This is a genomic window from Duganella sp. BJB1802 (assembly GCF_013369445.1).
In the GTDB taxonomy this organism is placed as follows: domain Bacteria; phylum Pseudomonadota; class Gammaproteobacteria; order Burkholderiales; family Burkholderiaceae_D; genus Rugamonas; species Rugamonas vulcania_A.
The window spans coordinates 25,360-43,064 of record NZ_JABWEF010000004.1 but is presented as its reverse complement, the minus strand read 5'-3'; the positions used below and the strand labels follow the sequence as shown (position 1 = coordinate 43,064).

General features: G+C 62.6%; 20 protein-coding genes and 1 tRNA gene. 10 read left to right on the top strand and 11 right to left on the bottom strand.

Translation table 11 applies throughout. The features are described 5' to 3' along the window. Positions 1-57 precede the first annotated feature (57 nt). From HUX88_RS07850 to HUX88_RS07840, 3 genes are all read left to right on the top strand, one after another. A complete protein-coding gene (locus HUX88_RS07850) occupies positions 58-2,043 on the top strand; it encodes a prolyl oligopeptidase family serine peptidase (protein ID WP_217916257.1) in 1,986 nt (661 codons plus the stop codon). A 132-nt stretch (positions 2,044-2,175) separates the two neighbouring features. Next, on the top strand, positions 2,176-2,538 hold the full coding sequence (locus HUX88_RS07845) for a helix-turn-helix transcriptional regulator (protein WP_176361400.1): 363 nt from the start codon (positions 2,176-2,178) through the stop codon (positions 2,536-2,538). Between the two features lies 1 nt (position 2,539). Beyond that, complete coding sequence (locus HUX88_RS07840; protein ID WP_176361399.1) at positions 2,540-2,959, top strand: HipA N-terminal domain-containing protein; 420 nt, start codon at positions 2,540-2,542, stop codon at positions 2,957-2,959. A gap of 61 nt (positions 2,960-3,020) precedes the next feature. Here HUX88_RS07840 and HUX88_RS07835 read toward each other — a convergent pair. From HUX88_RS07835 to petA, 6 genes are all read right to left on the bottom strand, one after another. Next, a tRNA-Thr gene (locus HUX88_RS07835) sits at positions 3,021-3,096 on the bottom strand. 26 nt (positions 3,097-3,122) lie between these two features. Further along, entirely contained in the window at positions 3,123-3,602 is a 480-nt protein-coding gene (locus HUX88_RS07830) for a ClpXP protease specificity-enhancing factor (RefSeq protein WP_176361398.1), read from the bottom strand. 90 nt (positions 3,603-3,692) lie between these two features. Then, positions 3,693-4,304: a glutathione S-transferase N-terminal domain-containing protein gene (locus tag HUX88_RS07825; RefSeq protein ID WP_008443913.1), complete on the bottom strand. Its 612-nt coding sequence runs from the start codon at positions 4,302-4,304 to the stop codon at positions 3,693-3,695. A 114-nt stretch (positions 4,305-4,418) separates the two neighbouring features. Next, positions 4,419-5,183 (bottom strand): cytochrome c1, encoded by a 765-nt coding sequence (locus HUX88_RS07820; protein WP_117012613.1) that lies wholly within the window; start codon positions 5,181-5,183, stop codon positions 4,419-4,421. A 36-nt stretch (positions 5,184-5,219) separates the two neighbouring features. Beyond that, positions 5,220-6,632 carry a cytochrome bc complex cytochrome b subunit gene (locus HUX88_RS07815; RefSeq protein ID WP_117012614.1) on the bottom strand — a complete coding sequence of 471 codons (1,413 nt, stop codon included), beginning with the start codon at positions 6,630-6,632 and terminating at the stop codon, positions 5,220-5,222. A 3-nt stretch (positions 6,633-6,635) separates the two neighbouring features. Then, positions 6,636-7,244 carry a ubiquinol-cytochrome c reductase iron-sulfur subunit gene (gene petA / locus HUX88_RS07810; protein WP_026334826.1) on the bottom strand — a complete coding sequence of 203 codons (609 nt, stop codon included), beginning with the start codon at positions 7,242-7,244 and terminating at the stop codon, positions 6,636-6,638. A gap of 361 nt (positions 7,245-7,605) precedes the next feature. Between petA and mscL the strand changes: the two genes are divergently transcribed. The 3 genes from mscL to HUX88_RS07795 are packed head-to-tail and all read left to right on the top strand — an operon-like array spanning position 7,606 to position 9,934. Further along, positions 7,606-8,040: a large conductance mechanosensitive channel protein MscL gene (mscL, locus tag HUX88_RS07805; RefSeq protein WP_117012615.1), complete on the top strand. Its 435-nt coding sequence runs from the start codon at positions 7,606-7,608 to the stop codon at positions 8,038-8,040. A 37-nt stretch (positions 8,041-8,077) separates the two neighbouring features. Then, positions 8,078-9,247, top strand: a complete 1,170-nt coding sequence (locus HUX88_RS07800) for a Do family serine endopeptidase (protein ID WP_176361397.1) — start codon at positions 8,078-8,080, stop codon at positions 9,245-9,247. 9 nt (positions 9,248-9,256) lie between these two features. Further along, positions 9,257-9,934, top strand: a complete 678-nt coding sequence (locus tag HUX88_RS07795; protein ID WP_176361396.1) for a DUF2461 domain-containing protein — start codon at positions 9,257-9,259, stop codon at positions 9,932-9,934. A 111-nt stretch (positions 9,935-10,045) separates the two neighbouring features. Here the strand turns inward: HUX88_RS07795 and HUX88_RS07790 are convergent, their stop codons facing one another. The 5 genes from HUX88_RS07790 to HUX88_RS07770 all read right to left on the bottom strand — a co-directional run bounded on the left by HUX88_RS07790 (position 10,046) and on the right by HUX88_RS07770 (position 12,966). Further along, positions 10,046-11,074, bottom strand: a complete 1,029-nt coding sequence (locus HUX88_RS07790) for an NAD(P)H-dependent glycerol-3-phosphate dehydrogenase (protein ID WP_117012618.1) — start codon at positions 11,072-11,074, stop codon at positions 10,046-10,048. A gap of 38 nt (positions 11,075-11,112) precedes the next feature. Continuing rightward, positions 11,113-11,556, bottom strand: coding sequence for an SH3 domain-containing protein (locus tag HUX88_RS07785; RefSeq protein WP_176361395.1), 444 nt, complete (start codon positions 11,554-11,556; stop codon positions 11,113-11,115). A 98-nt stretch (positions 11,557-11,654) separates the two neighbouring features. Beyond that, complete coding sequence (gene secB / locus HUX88_RS07780) at positions 11,655-12,140, bottom strand: protein-export chaperone SecB (protein ID WP_117012620.1); 486 nt, start codon at positions 12,138-12,140, stop codon at positions 11,655-11,657. Between the two features lie 153 nt (positions 12,141-12,293). Beyond that, a complete protein-coding gene (gene grxC / locus HUX88_RS07775; RefSeq protein ID WP_117012621.1) occupies positions 12,294-12,554 on the bottom strand; it encodes a glutaredoxin 3 in 261 nt (86 codons plus the stop codon). A 10-nt stretch (positions 12,555-12,564) separates the two neighbouring features. Further along, positions 12,565-12,966 carry a rhodanese-like domain-containing protein gene (locus HUX88_RS07770; protein WP_117012622.1) on the bottom strand — a complete coding sequence of 134 codons (402 nt, stop codon included), beginning with the start codon at positions 12,964-12,966 and terminating at the stop codon, positions 12,565-12,567. A 107-nt stretch (positions 12,967-13,073) separates the two neighbouring features. On the opposite strand from HUX88_RS07770, the gene gpmA reads away from it, so the two are divergent. The 4 genes from gpmA to HUX88_RS07750 all read left to right on the top strand — a co-directional run bounded on the left by gpmA (position 13,074) and on the right by HUX88_RS07750 (position 17,678). Beyond that, positions 13,074-13,820, top strand: coding sequence for a 2,3-diphosphoglycerate-dependent phosphoglycerate mutase (gpmA, locus tag HUX88_RS07765; protein ID WP_117012623.1), 747 nt, complete (start codon positions 13,074-13,076; stop codon positions 13,818-13,820). A 61-nt stretch (positions 13,821-13,881) separates the two neighbouring features. Next, on the top strand, positions 13,882-15,330 hold the full coding sequence (locus tag HUX88_RS07760; RefSeq protein WP_176361612.1) for a murein hydrolase activator EnvC: 1,449 nt from the start codon (positions 13,882-13,884) through the stop codon (positions 15,328-15,330). Between the two features lie 14 nt (positions 15,331-15,344). After that, positions 15,345-16,901 (top strand): S41 family peptidase, encoded by a 1,557-nt coding sequence (locus tag HUX88_RS07755; RefSeq protein WP_176361394.1) that lies wholly within the window; start codon positions 15,345-15,347, stop codon positions 16,899-16,901. 27 nt (positions 16,902-16,928) lie between these two features. Continuing rightward, a complete protein-coding gene (locus HUX88_RS07750) occupies positions 16,929-17,678 on the top strand; it encodes a HesA/MoeB/ThiF family protein (protein WP_117012625.1) in 750 nt (249 codons plus the stop codon). The last annotated feature ends 27 nt before the right edge of the window (positions 17,679-17,705 follow it).

Below are 17,705 nucleotides of genomic sequence, written 5' to 3'. Positions count from 1 at the left end.
TTTTGCTGGGCTGGTATTCTGCTAAAATTAATTTCCCAGCATCCATATTTATCAACAATGACTTCAGCCCCCTGGCGCTCGGCCGTGCTCATCGCCTGCTCGCTCGCAATCAGCGGGGCGCTAGCTGCGGAGCCCGCTCTCCTTCCGATCGAGGGTTTCTTCAAAAGACCCGTCATGACGGGCGCCACCATCTCCCCCGATGGCCATTACGTTGCGATGCGCACGCAGTCGCCAAATGGCCGCAGCATGCTGGTGATCCTCAATATTGAGACGCGCGAGCAGAAAGCTGTGGCCAACTATGCCAACGCCGATATCGAACACTTCTATTGGTTGAGCGACAAGCGCCTGGCCTTTTCGGTGATCAACGTCGATCATGGTGGCGGCATCGGCGTACCGGGCCTGTATGCGGTTGACCGTGATGGCGGCAAGTTTTCCACGCTGGCGAAAACCGTAAAGCCGCCACGCTCCTTTGCCGATACCGATTCCTCCTACAACAACACCACACTGACTGGCTCGGCGTTTCATGGTTTCGCCGCGCGCAAGCAGGAGGCCATGTTCGCGGTGGAGAGCTGGGAGGACCGGGTCGAGCTGGTGCGTCTCAACACCCGCAATGGCGCGCGCACCGCCATGCGTGCGCCCCTCGAAACCTTCAATTGGCTGATCGACGCCGACGGCGAACCGCGCATCGCCGTAGCGAGGCGCAAAGACGAAAACGTTGTGTTTTACGAGGACGACGGCAACTGGCGCCAGATCGCCGCCTTTAGCCCGCTGAGCCCGGAAGCTTTCGAGCCGCTGCTGTTCGCCGATGGCATGCTGTACATACGCGCCTACAACGGCGCCAACGAATCGTCCGTCTATCGCTACGACCTGAAAAAAAATGCCATCATTCCCGGGCCGCTCATCACGGCGCCAGGTTTCGACGCTAATGGTCACTTCCTGGTGGACGAAAAACGGATGCTGGGTTTTAGGCTCAATCTCGAAAGCGAAACCACGGTGTGGTTCGACAAAGAAATGAAGCAGCTGCAGGCCGACGTCGATGCGCTGCTGCCCGGCAGGGTCAACAATCTCTCGTACGGCGATCACAATACGACACCTTTCGTGGTCATCGACAGCTACTCGGATGTGCACAGCCATATCTACCTGCTCTACAACCGGGAGACCAAGACGTTGTTGATGCTGGGCGCAGCCCATCCCGACCTTGACGTCATGCGCATGGCGACCTCGGAGATGATCCGTTATCCAGCACGCGACGGCATGAAGATACCGGCCTATGTCACCGTTCCCGCCGCAGGACCGAAGAAGATGCTGCCGACCGTCGTGCTGATGGGGGAGACGCAGTGGACGCGCAATGGGTCCTGGGCCTGGAACGACGAAGTGCAGTTCCTGGCGTCGCGCGGCTATCTTGTGCTCCGGCCTGATCCGCGAGGCGTGGCCGGCTTTGGCCGCGCCCATAGTGCGGCTGGCGCCAAACAATGGGGGCGCGGCATCCAGGACGATATTGCCGATGCAGTCAAATGGTCGGTGCAGCAGGGTTATACCGATCCAGCGCGCGTCTGCATCGCGGGTCCGGGCTACGGTGGTTATGCCGCGATGATGGGACTGATCCGCGATCCGCAGGTATTCAAATGCGGCATCAGTTGGTCCGGCATCACCGATATCGGCGCCATATTCAAGTACTATGGGGATAGTCTTGCCGTCGCACGCCCAACGACGGAGCTCCACGCCATGGTTGGAGATCCAAAGCTGGACGCGGCACAGTTCAACGACGCTTCGCCGCTACAGAACGCAGCGCGCATACACCAGCCAGTGCTGCTCGCCTACGGCAAGGAAGACCAACGCGTGCCGTTCTCCGATGGCCTCAAGTTCTACGAAAAGCTCAGCGCCACCAATCCCCGCGTGGAATGGCTGACCTATGCGCCCAGCGTGACCGATTGGAAAACCCAGGCCAACCGCATCGATCTGTGGAAGCACATCGAAGCTTTCCTGGGACGAAATATCGGCCCGTCCATGCCAGCTGAACAAGCAGCGGACGTGGCGCGTTAGCAGTGGGTCACTCGGCCCAAGCGAAAGGATGCGGCTGCCGGTTTCGGATCAGACCGGGGACATAGTTACACCTTATAAGTTGTAAATTGAATTTACAGCTCCTACCCAGTAAGGGATGAATGGAGCTTGGTCATGGATTACCCCATCCGAACTTTGCAGCAGATACGGCCACTACTTGTCGGCTTCCGTAAGCATGCCGGCATGTCACAGGCGCAGGTGGCCGCATTGCTTGGAGTGACTCAACAGAGCTACGCAAAGATCGAGGCGAACCCAGCCGCCCCGAGCGTCGAGCGGCTGTTCACGATTCTGCGCCTGCTCGGTGGGGAGATCGTGTTGGCTCAAAACGGTGAGCCCGGTGAAACGGCGATCTTGGATGCTATGCCGGACCGTGCGCCGGCAGGTAGCCGGCCTGTACCAGCAACCAAGTCCAAGAAGGTGAGTGTGGCCGCGCCATCCAAAGTGCTCCCGCCAACCAAGAAGATGGAGCCTTGGTAGCATGGGACGGCGCGCGCATGCCCAGCGGCTGAATATCTGGCTCAACGGCACGCCTGTCGGCTACTGGGATGCCACGGACGCAAGCAATACGTTGACCTATTTTGACGAGTGGCGTGGCGATGAGCGGGGACGTCCGCTGTCGCTTTCATTGCCTTTCCAGCCGGGGAATGCGCCGCATCGCGGCCCGGTGGTGGAAAACTATTTCGACAATCTGCTGCCCGACAGCGACAGGATACGTCGGCGAATTGCGAAGCGTTTCAGAACGGAGGGGACTGAGCCTTATCGGCTGCTTGCGGCGATCGGCCGCGACTGTGCTGGAGCCATTCAGTTATTGTCGACGGACGAAGCGCCTATCCAAAGGATTTGGCGGAGGCCATTATGCGGGAGTAGTGCGGCAACGAGATCGTCTTACCGACGGTAGCGGCCTGCATTGAAAAACAAAAAGCCCAGCCGGTGAGGGCTGGGCTTTTGCAGGATATTGCTGGTGCCGACTGCCGGTTTCGAACTGGCCACCTGATGATTACAAATCAACTGCTCTACCAAATGAGCTAAGTCGGCGAAACTTGTACGGGGCGAATTATACGCTATTTAATTCGCGTGAGAGTAGGCCGACCACCCTTTTTTGGCGGGTCGCTATCGTCGTCCGGGGCGCTTGGCGCCTCGGTTTTGGCCTCTTGCGCGGGCGCTGGAACAGCCGCCAATACCGGTGCCGGCGCGCTGGTTTCCTCGTCGGCAGGCGGCTCGGCAAAGCCCAGTTGCGGCTCGAACGCCATCCCCTGGCCGTTCTCGTTGGCATAGATCGCCATGACGTTGTTGACCGGGACGTAGATCTCCCGCGACACACCGCCGAAGCGCGCATGGAAGCGGATGCTGTCGTTGTCCATCTTCAGGCCCGAGGTGGCGCCGAAGCTGATGTTGAGGACGATTTCGCCTTTTTTCACATATTCCATCGGCACCGTGGTCGAGGCGTCGACCTTGACGGCGAGGTAGGGCGTATAGCCGCTGTCCGTGCACCACTCATAAATGGCGCGCAGCATGTAGGGCTTGGTTGAGATTTCAGACATGGTCTTCCAGACTGCAGTAGAACCCGGCGCGCCGCCCGCTAAGGCCGGCAAACGCGCCGATAGACTTCAAGTAAATCGGTCTGCGTCCGATTAACGGCGCATGACCTTTTCCGACGGCGTCAGCGCTTCGATGTAGGCAGGACGCGAGAAGATGCGCTCGGCGTACTTCATCAGCGGGGCGGCGGTCTTCGACAGTTCGATGCCGTAGTGATCCAGACGCCACAGCAGCGGCGCGACCGCCACGTCCAGCATCGAGAACTCATCGCCCAGCATGTACTTGTTCTTCAGGAACAGCGGCGCGAGCGTGGTCAGGCGGTCGCGGATTTCCGCGCGCGCCTTGTCGTGGCTCTTGTCGTTGCTCTTGGCGCGTTCGCTTTCCAGCACGTGCACGTGGACGAACAATTCCTTCTCGAAGTTGAACAGCATCAGGCGCGCACGCGCGCGCATCAGCGGATCGGCCGGCATCAGCTGCGGGTGCGGGAAGCGTTCGTCGATGTACTCATTGATGATGTTCGATTCGTACAGGATCAATTCACGTTCCACCAGGATGGGCACCTGACCATAGGGATTCATGGTCGAGATGTCTTCCGGCTTGTTGAACAGGTCGACATCGCGCACTTCGAAGTCCATGCCTTTTTCAAACAGGACCAGACGGCAGCGTTGCGAAAATGGGCAGGTTGTACCCGAATAGAGAACCATCATTTTTATAGTTCCTTAGAAGAACAAAGGGGGTGAAGCCGCGAACGGATCACCCCGGATCGATCGCCCGCCAACGCGGGCATCGCAAAACAAGCGCCGGCAAGCCGGCACTCTCGATTATTTAACTTCTTTCCAGAACGACGCGTTCAAGCGCCATGCCAGGAAGGCGAACGCGGCCATGAACAGCACCACCCATGCGCCCAGTTTTTTGCGGGTCTGCGCTGCAGGCTCCGCCATCCACTCCATGTAACCGACCAAGTCGGCCACCGCAGTGTCATATTCCAGCTTTTGCATTTTGCCCGGCGTGACCACTTCGAAGCCGTCAAACTGATGAATCTTCTTGCCTTCCTCGTGCGGGTCGGCCACTTCCTTGGTTTTGAGCTTCTGCACGCCCTGCAGTTCCCACAACACGTGCGGCATCGCCACGTTGTTGAGCACCAGGTTGTTCCAGCCGGTCGGGCGGGTGTCGTCCTTGTAGAAGGTGCGCAGGTAGGTGTACAGGTAGTCGCCGCCGCTGCCGGCGCCCGAGGCTTTCGCACGGGCGATCACCGACAGGTCCGGCGGCACCACGCCGAACCATGCTTTCGCATCCTTCGGGTTCATCGTGGTGGTCATCATTTCGCCGACCTTGTCGCCGGTGAACAGCAGGTTGGCCTTGATTTGCTCTTCCGTCAGACCGAGGTCGCGCAGACGGTTGTAGCGCATCGAGGACGCATTATGACAGTTCAGGCAGTAGTTGACGAACAGTTTGGCGCCGTTTTGCAGGGCCGCCATGTTATTCGAACGGTCGGGCGCCTTGTCGAGGGCGACGCCGCCTTCGTTGGCCAGTACCAGGCCTGGCACCAGGGCCAGGATGGCGAGCAGTTTTTTAGAAAAATTCATGTAATGTCCTTTGTGTACTTTAGCGGGAGGCGGCGATCAGTGCGCGTGGAACACTACGCGGTCCGGGACCTTCTTGAACGTGCCCATGGCGCTCCACCAAGGCATGAACAGGAAGAAGCTAAAGTAAAGCAGGGTGCATACTTGCGAGAACAGCGTGCGGCCTTCGGTCGGCGGCAGGGTACCCAGGTAGCCCAGCGACAGGAAGCAGAAGAAGAACACGGCGTACACATACTTGTGCCAGCTCGGGCGGTAGCGGATCGACTTGACCGGCGACTTGTCCAGCCATGGCAGGAAGGCCAGGATCACCACCGAGCCGCCGAAGAACACCACGCCCCAGAACTTGGCGTCGAGCACCTGCGGCAGCATGCCGACGATGGCCACCAGCGCGATCGCGGCGACGGCGGTCTTCACCGCGCTCGACAGGCGCGACTTGAGCCAGATGAACACCACGTAGCCGGCCACGAAGAACATCAGCACCCACATGAAGTCGGCGGTGGTGGCGCGCAGCACCGAGTAGAACGCGGTGAAGTACCAGGTCGGCGCGATGTGCAGCGGGGTCTTGAGCGAGTCGCCCGGCAGGAAGTTGTTATATTCCAGGAAGTAGCCGCCCATTTCCGGAGCGAAGAACACCACGGTGCTGAAGATCAGCAGGAAGATCGACACGCCGAACAGGTCGTGCACGGTGTAGTAAGGGTGCGAAGGGATGGAATCGACCGGGTGGCCGTCGGCGCCCAGGTTTTCCTTCACTTCGATGCCGTCCGGGTTGCTCGAGCCGACTTCGTGCAGCGCGATCAGGTGGGCGGCCACCAGGCCCAGCAGCACCAGCGGGATGGCGATCACGTGGAAGGCGAAGAAGCGGTTCAGGGTGGCGTCGGACACCACGTAGTCGCCGCGGATCCACAGCGACAGGTCGGGGCCGATCAGCGGGATGGCGCCGAACAGGTTGACGATCACCTGGGCGCCCCAGTACGACATCTGGCCCCATGGCAGCAGGTAGCCGAAGAAGGCCTCGGCCATCAGGCACAGGAAGATGGCGAAACCGAACAGCCAGATCAGTTCGCGTGGCTTGCGGTACGAGCCGTACAGCAGGCCGCGCGTCATGTGCAGGTAGACGATGATGAAGAAGGCCGAGGCGCCGGTCGAGTGCATGTAGCGCACCAGCCAGCCCCAAGGCACTTCGCGCATGATGTATTCGACCGAACCGAAGGCCAGGTTGGCGTCCGGCTTGTAGTGCATGGTCAGGAAGATGCCGGTGACGATCTGCAGCACCAGCACCAGCATGGCCAGCGAGCCGAAGATGTACCAGAAGTTGAAGTTTTTCGGGGCGTAGTACTTGCCCCATTGATCGTTCCACAGCTTGGTCAGCGGGAAGCGGTCGTCGACCCAGCCCAGTGCTTTTTGTGCGGCCGGTGCATCGGCCGGGAATTTAGTCTCTTTGAAAGCCGCCATGATTTACGCCTCGCCTTTCTCGTCTTTACCAATGATCAGCTTGGTGTCGCTCAGGAACATGTGGCGCGGCACTTGCAGATTGTCCGGCGCCGGCTTGTTCTTGAACACGCGGCCGGCCATGTCGAAGGTCGAGCCGTGGCATGGGCACAGGAAGCCGCCTTCCCAGTCGTCCGGCAGCGATGGCTGCGGGCCGGGGGTGAATTTGGACGAGGGCGAGCAGCCCAGGTGGGTGCAGATGCCGACCGCGACCAGCAGCTCGGGCTTGCGCGAGCGCCATTCGTTGCGGGCGTATTCCGGCGTGAACTCGTCCGGGTTGCGCTTGGAATCGGCGTCGGCCACTTTGCCGTCGGTCTTTTTCAGCGAGGCCACCATTTCAGGGGTACGCTTGATAATCCAGACCGGCTTGCCGCGCCATTCGACGGTTTTCATTTCACCGGGATTGAGGCTGGAAATATCCACTTCCACCGGTGCGCCGGCGGCCTTGGCGCGCTCGGACGGTTGGAACGTGCTTACCAGTGCCCCGGCGGTTGCCAGGCCCACTACGCCACCCGCCGCGCCTGTTGCGACGAGCAATCCGCGTCGGCCCGAATCGACCTGCTTTTCGATACTCATACAAACCCCAATCAGTCAAAGTGCGAACAAAATCCGAAAACCGCGAACAAAATCTGAAACTTGTTGAAGCACGAATATCGCTTCTAGCAACCTTAAATTATAAGGTAAGCGTGATACGAATTAAAGCAAAAACGTTGCCGTAACCCCAATTGCCGCCATTTGCGCACCGTTTTGGACTTGAATTTTGCCGGCCCATCCCCTACTGGCGGAGCGCAGGCGATAGATATTGATGCAAGACAAATTTATAGCGTAATTCGGTGTCCAACGCGCATGGCGCGAGCGAGTTTGGAATCCAATTGAAAAAATAGTATGATCCAGACGCAGTTTTGTTCACAAATGACCACAGAGCGAGGATAGAAGAATGGCAATGATGCAGGAATTTAAAGAATTCGCGATGAAGGGCAATGTGGTCGACCTCGCCGTTGGCGTGATCATCGGCGGCGCGTTCGGCAAGATCGTCGACTCGCTGGTGGCCGACATCATCATGCCGCCGATCGGCAAACTGTTCGGCGGGCTGGACTTCGCCAACTACTACATCGGCCTGAACGGCCAGGATCCGCACCTGAGCCTGGTCGAAGCGAAAAAGCTGGGCGCGGTGTTCGCCTACGGCAATTTCGCCACCATCCTGCTGAACTTCGTCATCCTGGCCTTCGTGATCTTCCAGATGGTGCGGTTGATGAACAAGGCGCGCACGCTCAACACCAAGGAAGTGGCGGCGGAAGCGGCCGCAGCGCCGGCGCCGACGCCGGAAGACATCGTGCTGCTGCGCGAAATCCGCGACTCTCTGAAGAAATAACAAGGAACGCCGTCCACCGGGCGGCAGGCTGAACGCTATGCGACGACTCTGGTTATTGTTTGCGCAAACGGTGACCGTCGTACTGGCACTGTATTTCGTCTACACGGCGGTGGGGCCGGAGCGGCTCGCGCCGGTGCGTTCCCAGCAGATCGGCAGCGCCGACCATCCGGCCGTGACGCTGGAGGCGGCGCCGGGCAAGGCGCCCGGCGTGGCGGTCGGTTCCTACCGGGCGGCGGCGGGGCGGGCCATGCCGGCCGTGGTCAACATCATCACCAGCAAGAAACCCAAGCGCGGCAAGCATCCGTTGCTGCGCGACCCGTTCTTCAAGAAATTCTTCGGCGACCGCGACCACGACGGCGAGAACGACGACGACGAGTCCAGCCTGGGCTCGGGCGTGATCGTGTCCGGCGAAGGCTATATCCTGACCAACAACCACGTGGTCGAGGCGGCCGACGAGATCGAGGTGATCCTGGCCGACGGCCGCAAGGCCGCCGCCAAGGTGGTCGGCACCGATCCCGAGACCGACCTGGCCGTCATCAAGATCGCGCTCGACAAGCTGCCGGTGATCGTGCTGGGCCAGGCCGAGCAGGCGCGGGTGGGCGACGTGGTGCTGGCCATCGGCAATCCGTTCGGCGTCGGCCAGACCGTGACGATGGGGATCATCTCCGCGTTGGGGCGCAACAACCTGCACATCAACCACTTCGAGAACTTCATCCAGACCGACGCCGCGATCAACTTCGGCAATTCCGGCGGCGCGCTGGTGGACGCCAACGGCAACCTGCTGGGGATCAACTCGGCGATCTATTCGCAGTCGGGCGGTTCGGTGGGCATCGGCTTCGCCATTCCGGTGTCGACCGCCAAGTCGGTGATGGAGGCCATCATCAAGTCCGGCCACGTGGTGCGCGGCTGGATCGGCGTGGAGACGCAGGAGATCACGCCCGAGCTGGCGTCGAGCTTCGGGCTGACGCGCCAGAGCGGCGCCATCATCGCCGGCGTGGTGCGCAACGGCCCGGCCGACAAGGGCGGCATGAAGCCGGGCGACATCCTGCTGTCGGTGGACGACAAGCCGGTGGCCGACACCAACGACATGCTGAATCTCATCGCCCAACTCGTTCCCGGCGGAAGCGCTAAAATGCGGATCTTGCGCAAGAGCCGCGAGACCACGCTCGACATCACGGTCGGCAAGCGGCCGGCCGGCGCCAAATAAGGAACCTGAATGCACCTGCGTGACCTGACTCAATTTCTCAAGGAACTGGCGGACAACAACAACCGTCCCTGGTTCATCATGAACAAACCGCGCTACGACATCCTGCGCGAGGAATTCCTGCAGGTGGTGACGGAGATGATAGGCGAGCTGGGCAAGTTCGACGCCGCCGTCAAGTTCTGCAACCCGAAGAAGGCGATGTTCCGCATCAACCGCGACGTGCGCTTCGCGCACGACAAGAGCCCGTACAAGACGCGCTTCTCGGCCGCAGTGGCGCCGAACGACCTGCGCCGTCCGAGCAAGGCCGGCGGGCCGACCTACTACATGCAGATCGACGGCAGCGGCAAGCTGTTGTTCGGCGCGGGCGAATACATGCCGCCGCCGGCGCGGCTGAAGGCGCTGCGCCAGCACATGGTCGAGGACGCGGCCGGCTTCAGCAAGGTGTTGAAGAACAAGAAATTGAAAGCCACCTTCGGCGACATCCAGAACGAAGGCAAGTTGATGCGCCCACCCAAGGGTTACGACCCCGAGCACGAGCACATCGAATACATCAAGCTGAAGAGTTTCTTTGTCTGGACCGAGATCGACCTGCCGCTGAACCAGCCGGAGCTGCTGGTGCCGATGATCGCCGGCGGCCTGAAGGACGCCTACCCGCTGGTCGAATGGATGCGCGCCGCCAAGGAAGAATAAAAAAATTTACGTAAAAAAATTGGGGTCAAGTCTGACATTCGGACACGAGCTCTGCCGTAGCGCGCGCACTACGGCAGAGCTCGTGTCCGAATGTCAGACTTGACCCCAATATTATTCGTCGCGGGGATCGCGGGCCAGCAGGCGCGAGACCATCGCTTGCGGCTGGTCGCCGTCGAACAGGACGCCGGCCACCGCGTTGGTGATCGGCATGTCGACGCCCATCCGCGCCGCCAGTTCGCGCACGGCCTTGGAGCACGGAACGCCTTCGGCCACGTGGCCCAGCTCGTGCACGATGGCGTCCAGCGGCTTGCCCTGTGCCAGCCCGAGCCCGACCCGGCGGTTGCGCGACAGGTCGCCGGTGCAGGTCAGAATCAAATCGCCCATGCCGGTCAGGCCCATGAAGGTTTCGGTCTGCCCGCCCAGCGCGGTGCCGAGCCGGGTGATTTCCGCCAGCCCGCGCGTGATCAGCGCGGCGCGCGCGTTCAGGCCCAGCCCCAGGCCGTCGGCCACGCCGGTGGCGATCGCCAGCACGTTCTTCACCGCGCCACCCACTTCCACGCCGACCAGGTCTTCGCTGGAGTACACGCGGATATTGCCGCCGTGGACGGCCGCCACCACGCAGTCGCGCAGGGCGGCCGAGTCGGAGGCGATGGTCAGCGCGCACGGCAGGCCCCTGGCCACTTCCTGCGCGAACGACGGGCCGGACAAGGCGCCGCCGGCCACGCCGGCGCCCAGCACCTGCCGCACGATCTGGTGCGGCAGCAGGCCGGTGCCGTATTCGAAGCCCTTGCACAGCCACACCACGTTCGGGATCGCACGCGTCTTCAACTGCTCCAGCAGCGGACGCAGGCCGGCCACCGGGCAGGCGGCGATCAGCAGGCTGTCCGGGCCGGAAACATGGGCCAGCGCGGCGTCGAAATCGTCGGTGACCTGGAGGCCGGCGGGGAAGGGATGGCCGGGCAGGTAGCCGGTGTTCTCGCGCGTGCGCGCCATGTCCTGCATGGCGTCGCGGTTGCGGCCCCACAGCATGACGTCATGGCGCTGGGCCAGCGCCATGGCCACGGCGGTGCCCCAGGCGCCCGAGCCGAGCACGGCCACCTTGCGGACGGTGCCCGCGGCTTTGTTTGGATTATCTTGCATGGGACCTCATTCGACGCCGGATGGCGCCGCTACGGCAATTATATGCCCCAGACTTCGGAATTCTTGACGTAACCGACCAGGCCGTCGCGGTGACGCACCTTGAGCCAGCCGCCGGCGGCCGATTCGGTCACTTCCAGCAGCACGCCCTTGTCGGCGATGAACACCGGCGCGGCGCTGTCGTCCGGCGTGGCGCGGATCTTCAGGTTGGGTGTGCGGATGATGACGTTGCGCTTGGCGGTCAGGCCCTTGGCCTCGGTCCAGGCCAGCTCGCCGTTGACGTCGCGCACCTTGAGCCATTCGCCGTAGGCCAGCACCACTTCCAGCGGCGCGCCGCGCGGCACCACGAACAGCTTGCCGCCCTTGGTCGATGGCGCGTCGTACAGGATCACGGGCGCGGCGCCCACCGTTTTGAAGTCGAACGCGTGGCTGGCACTCATGGCCAACAACATAGTCAGACTGGCGATCAAACGGGGAAATGTCATGGCTTACCTTGCAGAGGGACAGCGCGCGAAGGCGCGGCGTGTCGGGGTGATACCGCTGCCGGACGTGGCGCCCGGCAGCGTCGTACTTCAGAAACGGCTTAGTGCGTGGTCGCGGCGCCGTCGGTTGCTGCTGGTGCTGCGGCGGCCGCGTCGGCGATCGCTTGCATGCGCTGCTGGTAGAACACCTCGAAGTTGATCTCGGCCAGGTGCACTGGCGGGAAACCGGCACGGGTGATCACGTCGGCGATGTTGGCGCGCAGGTAAGGGTAGACGATGTTCGGGCAACCGATGCCCAGCAGCGGATCGAGCTGCTCGGCTGGGATGTTGCGCGCTTCGAAGATACCGGCTTGCTTGCCTTCAACCAGGAAAGCGACTTTGTCTTTGACTTTGGCGGTCACGGTGATGGTGACGGTCGATTCGAACACGCCATCGGCCAGCGGCTCGGCGCCGACGTCCAGGGCCACTTCGATCGATGGCGCTTCCTGTTCCAGGAAGATGGCTGGGGAATTCGGTTGTTCCAGCGACATGTCTTTCAGGTAGACGCGTTGGATTTGGAATACTGGTTGCAGGTTTTCGTCAGACATGGAACGCTTTCGTTATAGTGAAAACGAGCGGCACGCGCCGCTCGGAATATGTTGGCTTGGTATGGAGCTCAAATCAAACGCGAGGGCAATTGTATCAAAACCATTAAGATTTCAAACTATTTCTGCGGCCCTCTCGTTGTTATTTTGGGGCGCTTAGCCGTTTAACAAGGGGGTCAGGCCGCCCGCTTGCTCCAGCGCATACAAATCGTCGAAGCCGCCGACGTGGGTCTCGCCGATATAAATCTGCGGCACGGTGCGGCGACCGGTCTTTTCCATCATCAGCATGCGCTGTTCCGGGTCGAGGTCGACGCGGATCTTTTCCAGCGTGGTCACGCCCTTGGCTTCCAGCAGGCGCTCGGCGCGCACGCAGTAGGGACACACGGCGGTGGTGTACATGATTACACGGGCTGTCATCTCGACCTCCTTATTTGGCCAGCGGCAGGCCGGCTTTTTGCCATGCAGCAATGCCACCGTCCAGGTTGACCACGTCCGCGAAGCCGGCCTTGGCCAGCACGCCGGCCGCCGAGTTGGCGCGCGCGCCGCTCTGGCAGACCAGGACCACGCTCTTGCTCTTGAACTTGTCCAGTTCGCCAATGCGCTTGGACAGCTCGCCCAGCGGAATGTTCTTGGCGTCCGGCAGGTGGCCTGCGGCAAATTCCGTTGCTTCACGAACATCAACAACGGTGGCTTTGCTGCGGTTGATCAACAGCGTCACCTCTTGCGCGCTGGCGCGTTTGCCGCGCTGCGTCAGTACCGGCCAGAGCAGGGCGCCGCCCGAGAGGAGCACGATGGCGATGATGAAAATATTGTCAATGAAGAATTTCACGGGGTTCCAATGGTTTAAGTCAATGCGCGCATTATAAAATAGAAGCTGGAAGAGTTCTCGCAGTACCGGTTTTCCGTCCCGTTCAATCCTTTTTGAAGATAGTTCAAATGTATAAAATCGTATTCATGCGCCATGGCGAGTCCACCTGGAACCTGTCGAACCGCTTCACCGGCTGGACCGACGTCGACCTGACCGAGAAGGGCATCGCAGAAGCCAAGGCGGCCGGCAAGGTGCTCAAGGAATCCGGCTACACCTTCGACCTGGCCTACACCTCGGTGCTCAAGCGCGCGATCCGCACGCTGTGGCTGACCATGGACGAGATGGACATGATGTACCTGCCGGTCAAGAACGACTGGCGTTTGAACGAGCGCCACTACGGCGCGCTGCAGGGCCTGGACAAGGGCGAGACCGCCGCCAAGTACGGCGACGACCAGGTGCTGGTATGGCGCCGCAGCTACGACACGCCGCCGCCGCCGCTGGCCGAGAACGACGACCGCGCCTCCTTCAACGACCCGCGCTACGCCGGTCTGGACAAGTCGCAGATCCCGCTGACCGAATGCCTGAAGGACACCGTGGCGCGCGTGATGCCGGCCTGGGACGAGGAAATCGCCCCGGCCATCCGCGCCGGCAAGAAGATCATCATCTCGGCCCACGGCAACAGCCTGCGCGCGCTGATCAAGATGCTCGACGGCATCAGCGATGACGACATCGTCGGCCTGAACATCCCGAACGGCCAGCCGCTGGTGTACGAACTGGACGCCGACCTGAAGCCGATCCGCCACTACTACCTCGGCGACGCCGACGCCATCGCCGCAGCGCAAGCCGCCGTGGCCAACCAGGGCAAGGCCAAGTAATTTGTCGCATTTTTCCTTCCGAGGCTGGCGCGGCGCCGCCACCAGTGCGGCGCTGATGCTGATGATGCTGAACGGCGCGCACGCCGCGCCGTTCAGCAAGACCACCGAGCGCAGCAAGCAGAAAGCGGCGGCCGAGGCCGAGCGCGCCAGCCTGCAGCAGAAACTCAGCGCGCTCAAGAAAGACATCGGCAAGACCGAGAGCGCCAAGGACGACGCGGCCGACACGCTGGCCGAGTCCGAACAGGCGATTTCGGACGCCAACCGCTCGCTGCGCGACCTGGCGCAGGAGCAGGGCGACACCAACACCAAGCTGCAACAGCTCGCCGTCGAACACGACAAGCTGGCGGCCACGGTCGCCCAGCAGAAGCAGCAGCTGGCCAAGCTGCTGCGCGAGCAATACGTGGCCGGCAACGAGGACCGCATCAAGCTGCTGCTGTCCGGCGACAATCCCAACCGCATCAACCGCGACCTGCAGATGATGTCCTACGTGTCGCAGGCGCAGGCCCGGCTGCTGGACTCGCTGCGCGCCAACCTGAAGGCGGTCGAGGTCAACCAGGCCGAGGCGCAAAACGCCAAGGACGAGCTGCAGGAAATCGCGGCCGAGGAAATGGAACAGAAGGCCAAGCTGGAGCAGGAGAAGGGCCGCCGCGCCGCGCTGCTGGCCTCGCTGTCGAAAAAGCTGGTGGCCCAGCGCAAGGAAGCCGGCAACGTCGAGCGCGACGAGCAGCGCCTGACCGGCCTGGTCGACAAGCTGGGCAAGCTGATCCAGGAGCAGGCGATCGCCGCCGCCGCCGAGAAGAAGCGGCAGGAGCTGGCTGCCGCCCGCGCCAGGGCCGAAGCGGAAGCCAGGGCCAAGGCCGAAGCCGACGCGCGCGCGCTGGCCAAGGCCAAGGCTGCGGCCGAGGCGGAACGCCAGCGCCTGGCCAAGGCCAATGCCGCCAAGTCCGGCACCATCAAGCCGCCGCCGTCCAAGCCCGACGCCATCGACGCCGACGAACCGAAAGTGGCGCAGCGCCCGCCGGAGCCGGTCAAGCCGCCGCCGCGCGAGGAGGAACCGGCCAGGCCGGCCGCCAAGCCGGCGGACATCGCGCTGGCGCCCGCCGTGCCGTCCGGCGCGCCGTTCGCCAGCCTCAAGGGCCAGCTGCGCGCGCCCGTCAGCGGCAAGCTCGCCGCCAAGTTCGGCACCAAGCGCGGCGACGGCCCAAGCTGGAAGGGCGTGTTCATCCGCACCGGCGAGGGCGCCGAGATCCGTTCCATCGCCGGCGGCAAGGTCATCTTCTCGGACTGGCTGCGCGGCTTCGGCAACATGATCATCGTCGACCACGGCGGCCAGTACTGGAGCATCTACGGCAATTGCGAGTCGCTGCTCAAGCGGGTCGGCGACGTCGTCAAACCCGGCGACTCGATCGCCAGCGCAGGTAACAGCGGCGGCAACGAGGAATCGGGGCTATACTTTGAGCTTCGCCATCAGGGCACGGCATTCGATCCGGCTGGCTGGGTCAAGTTTTAAGGTTTGCGGAAAAAATGGGCAACAAAGTCAAGAGTATCGGCCTGATCGGCCTGGGGATGGTGGCCGGTGTCGCCGTCTCCCTGCAGTTTTCCGCCATCGCGCAAAAGGTCACCGGCTCGCCGCTGCCGCTGGAGGAGCTGCGCCAGCTGTCCGACGTCTTCGGCTTGATCAAGACCGACTACGTCGAAAACGTCGACGACAAGAAGCTGCTCACCGAAGCCATTTCCGGCATGGTGGCCTCGCTGGACCCGCACTCGGTCTACCTGGACAAGAAGGCCTTCCGCGAAATGCGCGAGACCGTGGCCGGCAAATTCGTCGGCATCGGCATCGAGGTCGGTATGGAGGACGGCTACATCAAGGTGGTCTCGCCGATCGAGGATTCGCCCGCCTTCAAGGCCGGCATCAAGACCGGAGACCTGATCACCCGCATCGACGGCACGCCGATCAAGGGCCTCACGCTCGACGAAAGCGTCAAGAAGATGCGCGGCGAGCCGCACTCCAAGGTCACCGTCACCATCAGCCGCAAGGACGAGGACAAGCCGCTCAACCTGACCATCGTGCGCGAGGAGATCCGCGTGCAGAGCGTCAAGGCCAAGATGATCGAGCCGGGTTACGCGTGGCTGCGCATCTCGCAGTTCCAGGAGCCGACCGTCGAGGACATGGCGCGCAAGCTCACCGCGCTGTACGCGCAGGACCCGCACATCAAGGGCCTGGTGCTGGACCTGCGCAACGATCCGGGCGGCGTGGTGCCTGGCGCGATCGGCGTCTCGGCCGCCTTCCTGCCCAAGGACTCGGTGATCGTTTCGACCAACGGCCAGCTGCTCGACTCCAAACAGACCTTCTACGGCCGCAGCGAGTTCTATTCCGCGCGTCCCAAGAACGATCCGCTGGCCAAGCTGCCGGCCGCGCTCAAGGACGTGCCGATGGTCGTCCTGGTCAACGCCGGTTCGGCGTCGGCCTCGGAGATCGTCGCCGGCGCGCTGCAGGACTACAAGCGCGCCACCATCATGGGCACGCAGACCTTCGGCAAGGGCTCGGTGCAGACGCTGCGCCAGCTGACCGCCGACACCGCGGTCAAGCTGACCACGGCGCGCTACTACACGCCGCACAACCGCTCGATCCAGGCGCGCGGCATCGTGCCGGATTTGATGGTCGACGAAACCGCGGACGGCGACGGCTTGAACAGCCTGCGCGTGCGCGAATCCGACCTGCAAAAGCACCTGAACAACGACAAGGATCCTGACGGCGACGGCGCCGCGCAGAAGGCCCTGACCGCGCAGCGCGACGAGCTGGAAGACGACCAGCGCGCCGCCACGCTGGCGAAGAAAGCCAAGCCGGTGGAATTCGGCTCCAAGGACGACTTCCAGCTGGCGCAGGCGATCAACCACTTCAAGGGCTTGCCGGTCAAGCTGTCGAAAGTGGAGGCGACACCCGCCGCCGGCGGCGAGGTTGGCGAGATCAAGTCGGACAGCAAATCCGACAAGACCGACATCAAGCCGGCCGCCAAGCCCGATTCCAAACCCAAGGCCAGCGACAAGAAGCCGGCCTTGAAACACCCCGTGACCCAATAACGGCGGGCGCGCCGCCGGCCTGAGACGATGAACGACTCGCAACTGCTGCGCTACTCGCGCCATATCCTGCTCGACGAAATCGGCATCGAAGGCCAGCAAAAGCTGCTGGCCGCGCATGCGCTGGTGATCGGCGCCGGCGGCCTCGGATCGCCGGCCGCCATGTACCTGGCGTCGGCCGGCGTCGGCCACATCACGCTGGTCGACAACGACACCGTCGACCTCACCAACCTGCAGCGCCAGATCGCCCACACCACGGAGCGGGTCGGCCAGTCCAAGGCCGAATCGGCGCGCATCACGCTGGCGCAGATCAATCCGGAAATCGAAGTCACCGCGCTGAACGAGCGCGTGGACGACGCCCGCCTGGCCGAACTGGTGGCGCAGGCCGACGTGGTGCTCGACTGCACCGACAACTTCGCCACCCGCCACGCCGTCAACCGCGCCTGCGTAGCGCTGGGCAAGCCGCTGGTGTCGGGCGCGGTGATACGTTTCGACGGCCAAATCAGCGTGTTCGATCCGCGCGGCGGCGCGCAGCCCTGCTACTCCTGCCTGTTCCCGCAGGACCAGAAGTTCGAGGACGTGGCCTGTTCCACCATGGGCGTGTTCGCGCCGCTGGTGGGCGTGGTGGGCGCGATGCAAGCCGCCGAAGCGCTCAAGCTGCTGATGGGCGTGGGCGCCTCGCTGGCCGGGCGCCTGTTGATGCTGGACGGTCTGCACATGGAGTGGACCAGCATCGGTGTGGGGCGCAACGGCGATTGCCCGGTCTGCGCAAAAAAATAACACTAACCGGAAGGAGACTTGATCTTG